This is a genomic window from Paenibacillus sp. ACRRY (genome assembly GCF_022346995.1).
GTDB lineage: Bacteria > Bacillota > Bacilli > Paenibacillales > Paenibacillaceae > Paenibacillus.
In genome coordinates this window covers 1356820-1374482 of record NZ_JAKRNM010000001.1, presented here as the reverse complement: position 1 = coordinate 1374482, position 17663 = coordinate 1356820, and the positions used below count along the sequence as shown (strand labels likewise).

11 protein-coding genes are annotated in these 17663 nt (G+C 47.5%); 9 read left to right on the top strand and 2 right to left on the bottom strand.

Annotated elements, in window-relative coordinates:
* The first annotated feature begins 43 nt into the window (after positions 1-43).
* Positions 44-1687, top strand: coding sequence for a type 2 periplasmic-binding domain-containing protein (locus MH144_RS05820; RefSeq protein ID WP_239298291.1), 1644 nt, complete (start codon positions 44-46; stop codon positions 1685-1687).
* 18 nt (positions 1688-1705) lie between these two features.
* Positions 1706-3058: a glycoside hydrolase family 30 protein gene (locus MH144_RS05815; RefSeq protein ID WP_239298289.1), complete on the top strand. Its 1353-nt coding sequence runs from the start codon at positions 1706-1708 to the stop codon at positions 3056-3058.
* A gap of 70 nt (positions 3059-3128) precedes the next feature.
* Here the strand turns inward: MH144_RS05815 and MH144_RS05810 are convergent, their stop codons facing one another.
* Positions 3129-3491, bottom strand: a complete 363-nt coding sequence (locus MH144_RS05810) for a hypothetical protein (protein WP_239298287.1) — start codon at positions 3489-3491, stop codon at positions 3129-3131.
* 217 nt (positions 3492-3708) lie between these two features.
* Here MH144_RS05810 and MH144_RS05805 point away from each other — a divergent pair, with 217 nt between their 5' ends.
* Positions 3709-4800, top strand: a complete 1092-nt coding sequence (locus MH144_RS05805; RefSeq protein ID WP_239298285.1) for a glycosyltransferase family protein — start codon at positions 3709-3711, stop codon at positions 4798-4800.
* A 28-nt stretch (positions 4801-4828) separates the two neighbouring features.
* Entirely contained in the window at positions 4829-5884 is a 1056-nt protein-coding gene (locus MH144_RS05800) for a glycosyltransferase WbsX family protein (protein WP_239298283.1), read from the top strand.
* A gap of 86 nt (positions 5885-5970) precedes the next feature.
* Here MH144_RS05800 and MH144_RS05795 read toward each other — a convergent pair whose 3' ends face one another.
* On the bottom strand, positions 5971-6804 hold the full coding sequence (locus MH144_RS05795) for an AraC family transcriptional regulator (RefSeq protein WP_239298281.1): 834 nt from the start codon (positions 6802-6804) through the stop codon (positions 5971-5973).
* Between the two features lie 121 nt (positions 6805-6925).
* Here MH144_RS05795 and MH144_RS05790 point away from each other — a divergent pair, with 121 nt between their 5' ends.
* The 5 genes from MH144_RS05790 (at position 6926) to MH144_RS05770 (ending at position 17635) form a co-directional block, all read left to right on the top strand.
* Positions 6926-8383, top strand: coding sequence for an alpha-L-fucosidase (locus tag MH144_RS05790; protein ID WP_239298279.1), 1458 nt, complete (start codon positions 6926-6928; stop codon positions 8381-8383).
* 663 nt (positions 8384-9046) lie between these two features.
* Positions 9047-14278, top strand: coding sequence for a S8 family peptidase (locus MH144_RS05785; protein WP_239298277.1), 5232 nt, complete (start codon positions 9047-9049; stop codon positions 14276-14278).
* Positions 14279-14580: 302 nt separating this feature from the next.
* Positions 14581-15585 (top strand): Gfo/Idh/MocA family protein, encoded by a 1005-nt coding sequence (locus MH144_RS05780; protein WP_239298275.1) that lies wholly within the window; start codon positions 14581-14583, stop codon positions 15583-15585.
* A 21-nt stretch (positions 15586-15606) separates the two neighbouring features.
* The gene (locus tag MH144_RS05775) at positions 15607-16551 is read left to right on the top strand and encodes an AraC family transcriptional regulator (protein WP_239298273.1); all 945 of its coding nucleotides are present in this window, start codon (positions 15607-15609) and stop codon (positions 16549-16551) included.
* Positions 16544-17635, top strand: coding sequence for a Gfo/Idh/MocA family protein (locus MH144_RS05770; RefSeq protein ID WP_239298271.1), 1092 nt, complete (start codon positions 16544-16546; stop codon positions 17633-17635). The genes MH144_RS05775 and MH144_RS05770 overlap by 8 nt, the downstream gene beginning before the upstream one ends.
* The last annotated feature ends 28 nt before the right edge of the window (positions 17636-17663 follow it).

Sequence of the window (17663 nt, the reverse complement as noted above, 5' to 3'; positions counted from 1 at the left end):
GAATGCTTGTCCAGGTTTTACCACATTCTGAGGAGGAATCCATATGTTGAACATGAAGAAGGCCATCGGTCAGACGGGAATTAAACTAAGTGCTGCCCTGCTGACAGCGGTATTGCTGGTTACAGGATGCGGAGGAGGAGCAGGTAGCTCCGGTGAGGGGAACTGGGTTTCCATTGAAGACCGATACACGGTTGATCCAGAGAAGCCAGCATGGCAGCTCGACAAAAAAGAAGAGGTTACGGATCTAACCTGGTACGTCAACGCGGACTGGTGGAACACTGATTTTGGTAAAGACATCGTTACGAAGAAAATCAAAGAGGACCTGAACATCAACATTAAATTCATTACAGGTGATGATACGAAACTAAATACCTTTTTTGCCGGTGGGGAGATGCCAGACCTGCTGACTGTATTCGACTCGAACTCTCCAGTCGTGCAAAAGGCTGCAACCTGGGCACTGCCGCTGAATGATCTGGCTGAGAAATACGATCCGTATTTCAATAAGGTAGCTGCGGCAGATACCCTTAACTGGTTCCAGCTGGCTGATGGCAAGACCTACGGATATCCGAACTATTCTAATACACAAGCCGATTATGATAGCGGCAACATCCCGGCCAAAACAGCATTTGTCATCCGCAAGGATGTGTATGAGGCACTGGGAAGTCCAGTCATTGGAACACCAGAAGAATTCCAGAGTGTAATGAAGCTGATCAAAGAGAAGTTTCCAACACTGACCCCATTCGGATTTAACTCTATTGGAGAGGGTACAGGTTCGCTTGGAGATACACTGCAGGATTTCATCGGTGTACCTCTGGAGAACGAGAACGGCGAATTCTATGATCGTAATCTTGATGAGGACTATCTCGCTTGGTTGAAAACGCTGAACACCGTGTACAGAGATGGCAATATCAGTGATGACAGTTTTGCAGATGACGGTACGGCGTTCGAGGAAAAAGTGAAATCGGGAAAATATGCAACGATGCTGCTGGATGGCACACCACAGCAAGGGGGAAATCTTCAAATTTATATGAGTGCTAACCCTGGCAAGGAGTATATTGCAATCGACGGTCCACAGAGCAACAAAGGCAACGCTCCAACGCTGAATCAATCGGGCATAACGGGCTGGATGATCAACTTTATTTCCAAGGACAGCAAGGATCCGGCGAAAGCCATTCAAATCTTCACGTATCTGCTCAGCGAAGAGGGGCAGACGCTGATGAACTACGGTATCGAAGGTGAAACCTATCAGACCCAAGCGGACGGTACGGTTGAATTGCTGCCAGCGGTGAAGGACCTGCAGCTCAATAATGCGGATAAGTTCAAAAAGGATTATCGCATGGGCGAATTCATGTTCTTCGGTCATGACCGTCACAAAGCGCTAAGTGCGGATGCTTTTCCGGAGTCGATTAAACAAATGCAGGAATGGGGCAAAGGCAAGCTGAAACCTCATTTTATTCTGGAGAATATCAATCCGGATCAAGGAACACAGGAAGCACGTGCCTTGTCTGCCATCAACACCAAATGGAATTCGACACTCGTAAGCATGGTTCGAGCGAAGGATGATGCTTCATTTGATGGTGCACTTGCCGCTTACAAGTCATTCTTGGATGAAAATCGCTGGGATGAGATCGTGAAGGTTCGCAGTGAGAAGATGAAACAGAATAAGGAGAAATTAGGCATCCAATAAAAAAACGGAGGGGATTAGATGAGCCAATTCAGGATCTATCGATCAACAGGAGAACATGAACTATTTGAGCCTGTATCAGAGGAACAATTGCAACCGCTTCAAGCAGACCGGGAGATAATCGAAGTCAAGCTGGATGATCAGCATACTTTTCAGGAGATGGATGGTTTCGGAGCTTCATTTACCGATTCGTCAGCGTATCTGATTCATCAGAAATTGAGCGAAGAACAGAGGGAGGAGCTGATGATCAGGCTGTTCCACCCCAGAGATGGCATCGGCTTGTCGGTCATTCGCAATCCAATGGGCGCTTCGGATTATGCCAGAACGGTATACAGCTACAATGATCTGCCTGAAGGGGAAACGGATCCGGCTCTCGCCCGTTTCAGTATTGCGCATGATGAGGAGGATGTAATCCCCTTGACCCGGAAGGCGCTCGAATTAAATCCGGATCTGAAGCTGTTTCTTTCGCCTTGGAGTGCTCCGGGTTGGATGAAAACGAGCGGGTCGATGATTACGGGACAACTGAAGCTTGAGTATTATCCGGTGTACGCCGAATATTTTGCCAAAACGATCAAAGCATACGCGGAGTATGGATTGCCTGTCCATGCAGTGACACCTCAGAATGAAGCATTGTATGAGCCAGGCCATTACCCAGGCATGCTAATGCCAGCAGAAGCACAGGCGGATTTTATCAAAAATCATCTGAAACCTGCCTTTGTCAGCCAAGGCATTCAGAGCAAAATTCTCTGTTATGATCACAACTGGGATGAACCGGGTTATCCACTTACGGTGCTGGAGCAAGCGGGAGAGGAAGTTGACGGCGTTGCCTGGCACTGGTACGGGGGGGAAGCATCGGCACAATCGAAGGTGTATCAAGCATACGCCGAAAAGGAAGTACATTTCACAGAGGGGTCAGGAGGAGAATGGATTCCTCCATTCAAACAAGCCTTCTCTAATGTCATGCGTACGGGAATTCAGATATTACGCAACTACAGCAAGTCTTTTGTACTATGGAATATGGCACTTGATGAAAACAACGGGCCGACGGTTCCGGGCTTTGGTCGCAGTACTTGCCGGGGAATCGTGCAGGTGAATCAGCAAACAGGTGAGCTTGTGTATACACTGGATTATTATGCCTTGGCTCATTTTAGCGCAATCATTCGCCCGCAGGCCGTTCGGATTGACTCCAGTTCCAGTCGCGGGTCAATCTACAACGTTGCCTTCCGTAACAAGGATGGTTCGATTGCCGTAGTGCTCTTCAATGAGGGAGAGGCGTCTGAAAACATTCAATTGAAGCTTCACAATGATGAGCTCTTGAACCTGACAATGGAGCCACAAAGCGCCTGGTCTATCTTGATACCCAACCCATCATGAGAACAGAGAAAAGCCGATATGCAGGTGAGAAATCACTCTGCATATCGGCCTTTTGTATACGTTACATTTTTTATATCATCTGAATAGCCAGATTTGGTGTTCCTCCGCTATCGTCGACGAATAATACATATTGATTTCCACTCGTTCCTGTCAAGACAAGGCCGGGTTGATTCAAGACGCCCGGATTATAATATAACAATTGCTGCACAGCCGGTAGGACAGCAGGAAGCGTTGGCTGATTCAGAGCCATGATCTGGGTAGCTGCTTTTACACTATCCCCTGCCTCGATCACCCCACCGACACCAAGATTATTCGTAATAGATGCACTATCGTTAATCTGCAGGCTGTTCGCAATGGTCTGGTTTCCATTCACCTGCAGATCCTGATTGATGGTCTGGCTTCCCGTAACGAGAATGCTATTAAATGTTGGCAAACATATCAACTCCCATCTGGTCTTGATATAGTTTATGAGGACAAGAACCGGATGGACACGGGGTTCTTGCACATTTATGAGGAGAGTTCCCAATACTCCTGGTTGAACACCTAAATATACAACTCTAGAAACCTAGCCAGTCTTCCATGCATATTGTAGGCAGTGAGCGTCAATCCGCTTGAGACGGGAGGGATCGGTCATCAATAAAAAGAGACGGATGCAAGTCAAATCTCATAAAAGCAAGCTCTCTGCAGAGCAACCCAACCGATTGCTGATGAGACAGATGAATGCCACTTTGAATCGGAAACTGAAGTCAATTCAGCATCATTTGACCATCCAACAGGCGGATCTGCAGCAGCATTTGATGGAAACTCTACAGGATGTCATTCGTCCACCCAAGGAAGTTCCTCCGGATGTCGTCTACAAACAATTAAATGTTCTCTTCATTACGCCTTGTAATGATCGAGCATCCTCTTCCATTTCCATTCTCGTGGAACAGAGTTTGAGACATCTGGTGAAAAGCATATATGAGATTAAGGCGATTCAGCCTATTGGACCTTATCTGGAACCTTCCCAAACGGATTTGGCTCTCGTATTGGGCGGGGAGGAGGGAGAGATTCTGCCAGAGGAGAGCGTGGAAGCATTGAGGAATTCACCGGTCAAAAAGGCCATTTGGTTACACGACCTATCTGGTGTGAAGCATTCGGAATCATTCATTTCCGTATTCGACTATGTGTTTACACAAGAAGCACAGAACATTCCAACCTATGGACGCATGAGTAACCCACGATGTTATGAAGTTCCATTTCCGCCGAATCCTAACGTATATTATCCGCAGTCCGTTCTTAAGCATGATGAGTCGGACGTCTATATCATTGGAGATGCTCAGCCAGGCAGCATCCTTGTTCATTTGGCCAATTACGCGTTGTTATCTGGCAAAGTGGTTCGAGTGGAGGGGAAAGGGTGGAAGCGATTCGAATCATTTATTCCCGTACATGCTCATGAGGACCGAGCTGCGTTATATAACGGTAGCAAAATGGTTATTCAGGACAACTCTCCGGTTAGAAACGTATTGGAGGTAGCTGCATGTGGTACGTTTCAGCTGAATTCGATATCTACGAATAGAAATCTGGATACGGACGTGTTCCCAAGCTATAACTCGCAGGAGGAGCTCACCCAGAAGTTTGACTTCTACTGGAACCGGGTGGATCAGCGAAGATTGGCGGCTTCCAGGGCAATGGCTTATGTCAAATACAATCAATCCTATCTTCAGAGCAGCCTGCAGCTTCTGGATCGAATATTCCGATAAATCCCGCTGACGTATGGAGGAATCTCGATTGAAACTTATTGCGTTGCATTTACCTCAATTTCATCGGATTGCCGAGAATGACAGGTGGTGGGGAGAAGGTTTCACCGAATGGACCAATGTGAAAAAGTCAGTTCCCTTATACTCAGGGCATGTTCAGCCCAGGAAACCGTTACAAGAGAATTACTATGATCTGACCGACCCTGCAGTGCGCAAATGGCAAGCAGATACTGCAAGGAATCACGGAATTTATGGATTTTGTTATTATCACTATTGGTTTAAGGGCAAGCGTCTGCTCGAAAAGCCGTTTGATGAGATTATAAAAACCGGAGAACCCGATTTTCCATTTTGCCTGTCGTGGGCAAATGAAACCTGGACACGTAAATGGGATGGTCAGGAATCGGACGTTCTCATCTCACAGGACTATGGGGACGAGAACGACTGGAAAGAACATTTTGACTATTTGGTGAGGGCATTCAAAGACAAACGGTATATCCGGGTGGATGGTAAACCCATGTTCCTTATCTATCGGCCTGTCAACATCCCTCGGTGTGAGGATATGATTCGATACTGGCGCAAGCTGGCTGTAAAGCACGGACTTGAGGGTATTCATATTGTTGAAACGATAGGCGGTTTCCCGACCTACAACAGTCAGGTTTTTGACGCAAGCATGGAATTTGAGCCGCATTATACCTTTGCCCATGGTCACACAAACGAAATCTGGATCGAGCTGAATATCGGCAGTTACAAGCATATTGTGGTGAACTACGATAAGGTATGGTCTGCCATTCTGGAAAGATCACCGCATCGAAACAGGGAGATTATCTACCCTGGTGCTTTTGTAAATTGGGATAATACACCGCGTCGCGGCATGGACGGGCAGAGTACCATCGGCTCCACTCCTGAAAAGTTTGGGGTGTATCTGTCAAGACAGCTGGAACGAAGCCGGCATGGGAACAAGAGTGGGTTCATGTTCATCAATGCCTGGAACGAGTGGGCGGAAGGGGCATACCTTGAACCGGATGAAGAGTACGGATATGCCTATTTAAAAGAAATTAAGAAACTCCTCCAGGCAAGGAGTCATTGAAATCCATAACAAGCTGTTATAACTCACGGGGTTCCTTATTCAGGGAACTCCTTTTGAAGTTCTAGTGTAGGAATACATAACCAGTCTTATGTTACCAGCAGTGTCGTTTGTTTGCGGAATTCAGTCGGGGTTAAGCCGGTATGCTTCTTAAACAGCCTTGAAAAATAATACAAATCCCGAAATCCGAGATGTTCGGCAATCATGGTAATGGTGTTCGGCGTACAGCTGAGCAGCTCCTTGGCTTTGTCCACTTTTTTGCCCGTAATGTAGTGGATGGGCGGGATGCCAACCTGCTGCTTGAAGAAGCGAATGAAATAGTTGGGGTGCATATAAGCGATCCGCGCCAGATCCTGTATGGTGATATTTTCTTCAATATGGGCATCAATATAGGCCAGTATGGCAGACATTTTCTCCATGACGGGTATATTCAAATACGTGATCTGCTCCAAATCCAGATTCATCAGGTAATGGGATATAAGCTCCATTAGTTTGCTCTTGGCCATCATGTGAGCATACACTTCACCGGATCTGGCATGCAGAAGTATATGTTTGAAGATTTCATTGATCAACTCAGGGTGTTCTATGGAACTGAAATGGGGGAACTTCAGAATCTGAAAGAGATTGATTCCCCCGACCTTAGCACTGAAATGACACCAGTACTTCAGAAAAGGCTGATCGCTAATGACCGAATAGGATTGGGTGACCCCCTCAGGCATCAAAAAAAGCTGTCCAGGTACAGGATAATACTCTTGATCTCCAATCTTCAACCATCCTTCTCCCTCGCTGATCCAATAAAATTTGCTGTAGTCGGGAGTATAATCCAGATCACGCCAGTCGGCATCGCATCGATTATAGTTGACCATGAACAGTTCCACCTGCAGGTTGGATAGGTAGTTCGTAAGCAGTGTCTGATGATTCATGTGCTTATCTCCTTACAAGGTTAATATTGTGCATCCAAAAGTTAGTGTTCTGCATGTCTAACCCTTCATCATGCCGCTACAATACAAGGGAACAGAATAACGAAAGGGATGAGAACAGAGTATGGACCATACCGAATATTTGCAAAAGATTGAAGACACCATTGCTGAAGGCCGATTCAAGGATAACTGGAAGTCACTTCGTAATTATCAGGTCCCGAATTGGTACAAGAATGCCAAGTTCGGCATTTTCATTCACTGGGGACTATATTCCATTCCGGCTTATGATAGTGAGTGGTACTCACGTAATATGTATATCCAGGGTTCCAAAGCCCATGAACACCATCTTGAAGTATATGGCCACCCGAAGGATTTTGGATATAAGGATTTCATCCCCATGTTCCGTGCGGAAAAATTCGATGCAGACGAATGGGCCACGCTATTTAAAAAGGCTGGAGCCAGATACGTGATGCCTGTCGCTGAGCACCATGATGGATTTCAAATGTATAAAAGCTCCATTTCCCACTATAACACAGTTGAAATGGGACCCAAACGGGATCTTCTGGGGGAGATGAAGGCCGCTTATGAGAAGCAAGACCTTACATTATGCGTCTCCTCGCACCGGGCAGAGCACTGGTTCTTCATGTCCCACGGGAAGGAATTCGAATCGGATATCCAGGAACCCCTTAGTCGCGGAGATTTTTATTGGCCTGCCATGCCTGAACCAGACCATCATGATCTGTATGGATCGCCTCCTTCCAAGGAGTTTCTGGAAGACTGGCTGGTTCGCTGCTGTGAGCTGGTTGATCAATATCAGCCGCGAGTCTTTTACTTTGATTGGTGGATTCAGACTGCAGCCTTCAAGCCCTATCTGAAAAAATTCAGTGCGTATTACTATAACAAAGGAGAAGAGTGGGGAATTCCTGTAGTGATTAACTACAAACATGACGCGTTTGTTCTGGGCTGTGCTGTTCCCGACGTGGAACGAGGGCAGTTCGCCGATCTCAAGCCCTATTACTGGCAAACGGATACGGCTGTCGCCAAAAACTCCTGGTGCTACACGGAAAACAACAACTACAAAACAGCGAATGAAATCATCAGGGATCTGGTCGACATTGTAAGCAAAAACGGTAATCTGCTTCTCAACGTTGGACCCAAAGCGGATGGCAGCATACCGAAGGAAGACCGGGATATTCTGTTAGCCATAGGTGAGTGGCTCGAGGTGAATGGAGAGGCCATCTATGATACTACCTTCTGGCGTACTTACGGCGAAGGTCCGACTGAAGTGAAGGAAGGCCAATTCACAGACGGGGATACCAAGATTTTCACCAGTGAAGATATTCGTTTTACCGTAAAAGACAGCAGTCTCTACGCAACGGTTCTTGTCTATCCGGACAATGGAGAGGTTCGTATTCGATCCATTAAGGAGAATTCACATCACTTCCAGGGAATAATCAAAAGCATTGAGATATTGGGGTTTGATGAACAGCCTCAATGGGTAAGAACAGCAGATGCGCTGACGATCACTACAACAAATGTGCAGAGTGAATCGCCTGTCGTATTTAAGATTGAAATGGACTAAGAGAAGGATGGAGCCGGCAGTATTGCCGGTTCTTTTTGTTGTTCCAATGGATTACCCGAGGATGGTACCATGCATTTCAATTGTCTGTTACGCAGCAAGTCTTAGTCATAAAGACATGGTTAGAGTCTATCAAAATTTCGATAATGCGCAATTATGAAAAAACGATTTTAGTTAAGAGAGACATCAGACATATAAAAGCATTAAAAAGGCTTATTTTCTATAATTTTCTAGAAAAGTGCTTGTACATATCAAATGGTGACGATATACTATTCCATAAAAATCCAATTAAATTGCAATTTGGTTATTACACGTTATTTAAAGAGATTCCTACATCACTCGAACGAATCGCAAATGTACGTTTCATTCACTCCCTGGCAAAGCTTTCTGCTAACGCTCGTGATTACCCTCCTATATGAATGCTTATCGACATTCACTCTCATGTTTGAGCCTATCAATCTTCCATTTCTAAACTTCCAAGACTTACAATCTGCTGCTACCGTTTCATATCGCCTGTGTAACCAGACCTTTAAAGGAGGTGAGGCTCTATGTAATGATTCGGGCGTCTATTGGTGTCCGCAAAGGCCGTCATTCCATTTTGATTTTGATTGAGAAGGGCATAAGCACCAGAATAATACAAAAACCGGGTAAAAGGAGTGGAAAAGTTTGATAAAGATTAATCGGTTACGCAAGCCCATCTCCATGGGCCTCTCGCTTCTCCTTGCATTTTCGATTGTACATCCGGTTTCAGCTGAAAACTCCACATCACAAAAAATCGACATGAAATCAAGCCTGGCCAAGGTTTCGACATCCAAAGTCAACGCGAAATTGACCAAACAGTTTGAGGATAACGACTATGTCACCTATCTTGTGAAAATGAAGGAGCAGGTCGACACGTCAGCGGTCTCCAAACAGGCCATGGAAAAGGCGACGATCGAGAAACAGACGGCTTCAGCGACCAAGCTGTCCGTACGAAATTCGGTTGTCAGCTCTCTCCGGGAAACGGCTTCGCGGACGCAGTACACGCTCGAAAGCTATCTCGAGAAGGAAATTGACCAGGGCAAGGTCAAAGAATATAAAAGCTATTTTATCGTCAATTCTCTCGCTGTAACGAGTACCAAGGAAGTCATGGAACAGATTGCTCTGCTGCCTGAAGTGGAGAAAGTACTCCCTAACGAAACGCGTTACTTGCAAAAAGCTGAGGTGAACAAAGAAAAGGCAAGTGCTGCTCCGGCTGCAGATCCTGCAAAAACACCGGCCAAAGAAGATGCAGCAACTTCCAAGGACTCTGCATCTGCATCAAAGGATAACCTGGCAACAGAAAATGTCGAATGGAATATCGATTATATCAATGCACCCGCAGTTTGGGAGAGAGGGATCGATGGAACAGGCATCGTCGTTGCCAACTTGGATAGTGGGGTTGATTACAATCATCCAGCTCTTCGCAGCAAATGGAGAGGAATCGATGCATCTGGTAATATCGTTGACCCAGAGCTTAGCTGGTATGATCCACATAGTAACGCTTCCCTGCCTGCGGATGAAGACGGGCATGGTACACATACGATGGGTACGATGGTGGGTTCAGAGGAAGATGGAAGTAATCAGATCGGTGTGGCTCCAGGTGCCAAATGGATCGGTGTGCGGATATTCAATCCGGAAACTACCGATGCCATTATCCTGGACGGTGGGCAGTGGCTAATAGCTCCAGTGGATGCCGAAGGCAACCTTCACCCTGAACTCGCCCCGGATGTGGTCAACAATTCCTGGGGTGGTGGCGCAGGACTGGACGAGTGGTTCCGGCCCATGGTACAAGCCTGGCGCGATGCACAGATTTTCCCTGAGTTCTCGGCAGGTAATGTGAGATTAACGAATCCAGGTGGCCCGGGTTCAGTTGCGAATCCAGCAAATTATCCGGAAAGCTTCGCCACAGGAGCAACAGATATTAACGGTAATCTGGCCTCATTCTCACTTCTGGGTCCATCTCCATATGATGAGATCAAGCCGGAAGTCTCGGCACCAGGAGTCAATATCCGATCTGCTGTTCCTGGCGGAGTGTACGAGGGAGGCTGGGATGGAACTTCCATGGCGGGTCCTCATACGACAGCACTTGCTGCATTACTGCTTCAGGCCAATCATTCCCTGAGCGTGGATCAGCTGGAACAGATCATTATGGATACAGCAACACCGCGCACGGACAGTCAATATCCGACCTCGCCCAACAACGGTTACGGGCATGGCATTATCAACGCCTTGGACGCTGTGGGTTCCGTGCTTGAAGGAATAGGAACTGTATCCGGACGAGTAGTAACGGCAGGAGATGATCTGGAAGAACCGGTACTTCAGCATACACCTGTGAATTCAGCTTTTACCGGACTCGATATTCCGCTGACGGCTCATGTAACGGATAATGTGGGAGTGGTCTCCGTAGAGGCATTTGCCAAAACGACGGGAACAAGCCAGTATGTCTATCTGCCGATGGACCGCATAGCGGGGGACAGCAAGGACGGAACGTATTCGACTACCATTCCGGCATTCTTGATTGAACCTGCAGGCGTGGAATATTATATCCGGGTTAACGATTACGGCAACAACGGATTTGACAGTCAGGTGTACAAAGTGGCTGTATCCAATGGGGTCCAGCCTGGATATGTCCAGGATTTTGAAGAAGATCAGCTAGGCTTCACAACAGGAGGCACAGGAAGCACATGGGTATGGGGTGCGCCAATCAGCGGACCTGGCAGTGCAGCCTCCGGAGAGAAGGTCATTGCCACCAACCTGGAGGGTACGTACGCAGCAAATAGCAACACCTATCTGCTCGCGCCACCTGTTGATCTGACCGAAAGTCCTGAAGGGGCATTACTCTCGTTCAAACACTGGTTTGATCTGGAGAGCAATATTGACTTCGGTAAGGTATACATCGCGACGGAAGACAGTGACTATGTATTTGAAGAACTGTTAAGCTTTACGGGCACAGGCGGTGATTGGAAAACCCAGTATGTGGACCTGCGTGAATATGCGGGACAACAGGTGTTCATTCAGTTTAATCTGACCAGTGACAACTCTGTACAGAAGGCAGGCTGGTATATCGATGACTTCTCTGTACAATCACCAGATGATATCGCTCCGGGTGCACCTGTAGAGCTGAGCGCTACGGCTGACGTTTTGGGTAATGTGGCGTTATCCTGGAATGGACCTGACGATGAGGATCTGGAATCTTATGTCGTGTATCGTTCGACAACTTCGGGCACCGAATACGAGGAGATCGGAAATACAAGAGCGACAACATTTACGGATACGGCTACAGTAACGGATACAACGTACTATTACACCGTTGCGGCTCTGGATTATAGCGGTAATGAAAGTGAAAAGTCGAATGAGGTATCCATCTCGGTTGAGGTGCCGGAAGACATTTATGTCGACCAATTTGACGGAAGTGACGATAATGGCTGGACCCATTCGGGAACGAAGGATGAATGGGAACGCGGCGTTCCAGTCAATGGACCTGCGAGTGCCGTTTCTCCGCCAAATGTTTGGGCAACTGATCTGGACAGTACGTATGAGAACGGTTCAAACTATTCATTGGTATCACCCGTTGTGGATTTAACGGATACCAATGATGCCACCCTGACATTCAACCACTGGTATGAAATTGAGGGCGGATATGATTTTGGCTATGTGGAAGCTTCATCTGATGGTGGAAGCACATGGTCAGAGCTGGGCAAGTTCTCTCATAATTCGAATGGCAAGCAATGGACACCGGTATTTTATGACCTGAGTGCGCTGACTGGAAGCGAAGTTCAATTCCGATTCCGCCTGACTTCAGATAGCAGTGTGGTCAAGACAGGCTGGTATATTGACGATTTCCGCATCTTGAGTATTGCTCCGGAGACGGTAACACAGGATAGTTCGGTAACGCTCAGCAGTGACAAGCCAAAACCGGATTATGACAATTCCTGGTACAAAGTTACACGAACCGATAAAGCAGAATTCAATCAATCCAAGCAGCAGCCTGAAGCTGAGAAACCTGAAACGGGTTCTATTAATCCGCAAAGCCTGCCTGCAAGTGCAACGGTTACGGTGATTGAAACCGGACGTTCGGTGAAAACAGATCCATCCACAGGGAAATACAGCTTCACTCATGTGGCGGGTGATTATACATTGAAAGCAGAGGCTTATGGTTATTATCCACGCACACAAGCAGTAACCATCACCGATGGTAGTGGCGCAAAAGCCAATTTCAATCTGGAAGCTATACCTCATGGTACGATTGAAGGTATCGTTACCGACGAGCGGACAGGCGAACCTCTCGCTGATGCTTCCGTGCTGGTACTGGAGGATGCCCAGGTCGGTGAGGTTCGCACCGGGTCGGACGGCAGTTTCGTACTGGATGTGCTGGAAGGGAGTTATACCGTCTCCGTCAGAGCTGCAGACTATTATAGTAAAACCGTTAATGTGACAGTACCAGGGAATGGCACAGCTGATGCGAGTGTCGCATTGAAGCCATTTATCGGTTTCCCTGGGGAAATCGCATATGATGACGGTACAGCGGAGAATGCAAGAGCCTTTGTAGCCGCAGATAATGCCTGGGCTGTTCGGATGACACCTGAGCAAGCAACCGCTCAAGTAACGGGCGCATCGTTCCGGTTCTGGAACACAGAGTGGCCTGTACCTGGTGGAACCGCATTCCAATATGCTGTCTATGATGCATCCGGAGCAGATGGAGCACCTGGACGTTTACTGGCAGGACCGTATGACGGAACAGCACTGCGCAACGATCAGTGGACCAGCGTTGAATTCCCTGAACCAGTCATCACGAGCGGAGATTTCTATATCGTGTATGTACAATCCGTAGCAGGGACAAGTGCGCCAGGACTAGCTACCGATGAGAACGGCACCAATGCCGGGCGAAGCTGGCAGCGCGTAAGCGGCGTGTGGAGCACAGCACCGACAGAAGAAGGGAACTATATGGTTCGGGCGGTGGTGAGATATCCGGTAAACGCACCAGTTATTACTCCACCAAGCAATACCTATTCGAATAAATCGACATTCACCGTATCCGGTACTTCTCCGGCGAATGGAGCTCAGATCAAAATCTACAATGGCAAAGATGTCGCAGGGACAACAACGGTAACCAACGGAACGTTCAAGTTTGACGCCAAACTTCGTTCGGGGGTCAATGCCTTTACTGCAGAGGCAATCATTGATGGAAAAGTAACGGATCGCTCGCTTCCCGTTGTCATTATCCAAGATCAAACGCCGCCGCAGTTAACTCTTATTACGCCTGAGGAAGGAAGCCGAACCAACGCTGAAGTAGTGCATGTTACGGGCAGCGCAGTGGATCAATTCCTCAACAAGGTTACGGTAAACGGCGAGACAGTCAAGTTGGAGAGAGACCGAAGCTTCAGTCATCGTATTCTCGTCAATGAAGGCGAGAACACGATTACGGTCATTGCGACGGACGTCGCGGGCAATAAAACAACGCTAACCCGTAAGGTTTATGTGGAAACCACGCTGCCTGAGTTGACCAATATTGCACCTGCCGAAGACGTACGAATTGCTTCGGGAGAAACCGTGACAGTCTCCTTCGACAGTGCTCCAGGACTGCAGGCTGCATTCAGAATCCAGCTGCCACTGAATCTGAATGCAGAAGGCGGATCGGAGATTCCACTAGTGGAAACAGAGCCTGGTCATTATACGGTCACATATACTACACCTTCCTCGTTAGTCCTTGAGGGTGGAGTCATTGTTATTCGCGTTCAGGATGCAGCGGGCAACAAAATCGAGACCGAAGCACCAGGCCGGTTATACGTAACTGCCGGGGAAGAGAACACCCCTGAACCGGAACCCGAACTCGAGCCAGAACCAGAGTCACCTGGCGAAGAGAACTTGCTTCCTTAAATCTCAAATGAAATCATGAGTCAAAATCTGTAATTGGATCAAGACCAGGTGCCCATGCATTTGCATGAGCACCTGTTTTTTTAGATTTACATGGCTGGCCTTGTAACCCAAACATTACGGCTTCTAACACGCAATATCGTGGAGAAGGTGCCTTCCTATTTTGTTGAACTCAGAATGACGACTCTGAATAGGATGTCGTAATTTTATATATTTGTTGTCGCCTGTTTCTATTAAAATGTAATGAAGTCTGTGATAACTTATATTTAGATGTCAGGATATTATATACTAGGAGGTAAGACGATTTGACCATTCGAATTGGTAAAATAAGCTTGTGGCATGTGCACGCATGGGATTATATCAAGCAGGCTCAGGAACATGAAGACACTGAAATTGCAGCGGTATGGGATGACAATTCCGAGCGAGGGAAGGAAGCTGCCGAACGACTGAATGTCCCCTACTTTTCATCTCTTGAAGAGATGCTGGCACAGAAGGATATTGACGCCGTGATCGTGGATGCACCTACCCGTGACCACAAGGACGTCATCACCGCTGCTGCAAAAGCAGGTAAACATATTTTCACGGAAAAAGTCATTGCCTCAACGGTAAAAGAGGTGAATGCCATCCTGGCTGAAGTCCGTGAGCAGGGAGTCAAAATGACGGTGTCCTTACCACGTCTGAATGACGGGTACACGTTAACCATCCAGGATGTGCTTCAGCAAGGTTTGCTCGGAAAAGTGACTTATGTCCGAGTTCGCCTGTCTCATAATGGAGCAATTGCAGACTGGCTTCCTCAGCATTTTTATAACTTGGAGGAATGTCAGGGAGGTGCTATGATTGACCTGGGGTGCCATCCGATGTATCTAACCAGACTCTTTCTGGGCCAGGAAGTGACAGGCGTGAGTGCCAATTTCGGCTATGTCACTGGCAAAGAGGTAGAAGATAATGCAGTTGCAACCCTATTTACGGATTCTGGAGCGATCGGCGTGGTTGAGGCCGGTTTTGTGAACAGTCACTCGCCATTTACCATTGAAGTTCATGGTACGGAAGGGACCTTGTTGTATGGTACACCTGACGACAGGCTGCTGATCCGGACCAATGTGGGTACAGAGGCGGTTAAGGAGTGGACTGAGCTTCCGTTGCTGGAGAAAAGAGAAAGCGCATTCAGGCAGTGGATTTCCCATATTCAGAACAATTCCTTGGCTGCTGAGAATCTGCAGATTGCCGCCGAGCTGACACGCCTGATGGAAGCTGCCAACACCTCTGCCAAGGAAGGACGCAGGATCTCCCTCCGTGATTTGAAAGCTTAGGCTGGTTGGGGAGGTACGATATTGAACCGATATCCTTTTGAAAAAATGCTTGAACGACAGGATCTCCTCGAGCGTTTGGACATATCCATTGCTTGGGGACATTACGAAATACGGGTTTTACGATTTCACTTGACGTCATTTCCGGCAGGTCGAATCGTTGATTTTCATAACCATGCGGAATTTGAATTTCATTTTATTCCGCGGGGCAAGGGCAAAGTCATCTTGGGAGACCAGATGCATTCCTTGTCCGAAGGCATGCTATATTTGACCGGGCCTGGCGTCGTTCACTATCAGGAGGCTGATGCCGATGAGGACATGGATGAACTGTGTCTTCATGTGGATATTGTCGAGCAGCCCAGAGAGGATGTAGATCCGTGGGAAGCCGCAGAATCCGAGGAAACGATCGCCAAGCTCAAGGCGCTGCCCCTCGTTCCGGTGCATGATTATCACCGGGCCATGAACTGTTTTTTGGAAGCGTATGAAGCATGTGATCGTAAACTGATCGGGTATTATACATCCATTAAACAGCTTGTGATCAGCATTCTGCTGAGAACCGTTCGTGCCCATGATAACGGCGAAATCCGGGTTGAAGCACCGGAGCGGGATATGTCCATGTACAGGTATGAATACGCTGTCCAGTATATGGAGGCCAACTATTCTAATGCCGTAACACTGGAGAATGTGGCAGAGAAGCTACATATCAGCACCAGACAACTGCAGCGGATATTTTATCAGGTGCAGCCAGGAATGCCGTTCAGCCGTGTGCTGGAGGATATTCGCCTTGGCGCGGTGTGCCGCAATCTGGAGGAAAGCAATGGATCAATTGAACAAATTGCGCTTGTCTCCGGTTTTACCAATGCCAACTATTTGCATGCCGTCTTCCGCAAGCGCCTGGGGATGACCCCGTCTGCTTTTCGGAAGATGAAACAAACCAAATCAAAAGTGAGGGTGAATGGATATGAGTAAAGTGTATCGAATCGGGATTGTTGGATGTGGCGGAATTGCGAATGGCAAGCATCTGCCAAGTTTGAGTAAGCTAGATAATGTTGAACTGGTTGCATTCTGTGATATCGTTCCTGAACGTGCTGAAGAAGCCAAAGAGAAATATGGCAGTGCCGAAGCCGAAGTATATACGGATTATCAGGAGCTGTTGAAGGATGAAACGATTGATATCGTTCATGTACTCACGCCGAATATTTCGCATGCTGAAATCTCCATTGCTGCGCTTGAAGCTGGCAAACACGTCATGTGTGAAAAACCGATGGCGAAGACATCCGCTGAAGCACAGAGCATGCTTGAAGCAGCTGAACGTACAGGTAAAAAGCTGACCATTGGATACAATAACCGCTTCAGGGAAGATAGCTTATACCTGAAACAAATGTGCGAAGCAGGCGAACTGGGATCGATCTATTATGCCAAGGCACATGCGATTCGCAGAAGAGCCGTACCAACGTGGGGTGTTTTCCTCGATGAAGAAAAACAAGGCGGCGGACCATTGATCGATATCGGTACACATGCACTGGACCTGACACTCTGGATGATGGACAATTACAAACCCAAAGTAGTTCTGGGCACGACCTATCATGAACTATCCCAAAAAGAAAATGCAGCAAATGCATGGGGCCCGTGGGATCCGAAGAAATTCTCGGTTGAAGATTCCGCCTTCGGCATGATCGTTATGGAAAATGGTGCGACCATTATGCTCGAATCCAGCTGGGCGCTAAATTCCCTGGATGTGGATGAAGCAAAATGCAGCCTTAGCGGAACGGAAGCTGGTGCCGACATGAAGAACGGCCTGCGCATTAACGGCGAGAAATTCAGCCGTCTCTATACAAATGAGATCTCGCTTAGTGCAGACGGAGTAGCGTTCTACGACGGGAAGTCGGAAAGTGCGCCAGATGTGGAGATGAGAAAATGGATTGAAGCTATCGATAAGGATCTAGAGCCTGTAGTTACACCTAAACAAGCTCTGGTTGTATCGCAAATTCTCGAAGCTCTCTATGAATCTGCCCGCACGGGAAAAGCAGTGTACTTGAACGAGCAAAACTAATTGTTTCGAAGCACCACAAATTAAACGA

What these genes read in the sequence shown, in the direction of transcription:
- MH144_RS05820 (WP_239298291.1), top strand. Translation starts at nt 44, where the DNA reads ATGTTGAACATGAAGAAGGCCATCGGTCAGACGGGAATTAAACTAAGT.
- MH144_RS05815 (WP_239298289.1), top strand. Translation starts at nt 1,706, where the DNA reads ATGAGCCAATTCAGGATCTATCGATCAACAGGAGAACATGAACTATTT.
- MH144_RS05805 (WP_239298285.1), top strand. Translation starts at nt 3,709, where the DNA reads ATGCAAGTCAAATCTCATAAAAGCAAGCTCTCTGCAGAGCAACCCAAC.
- MH144_RS05795 (WP_239298281.1), bottom strand. Translation starts at nt 6,804, where the DNA reads ATGAATCATCAGACACTGCTTACGAACTACCTATCCAACCTGCAGGTG.
- MH144_RS05790 (WP_239298279.1), top strand. Translation starts at nt 6,926, where the DNA reads ATGGACCATACCGAATATTTGCAAAAGATTGAAGACACCATTGCTGAA.
- MH144_RS05770 (WP_239298271.1), top strand. Translation starts at nt 16,544, where the DNA reads ATGAGTAAAGTGTATCGAATCGGGATTGTTGGATGTGGCGGAATTGCG.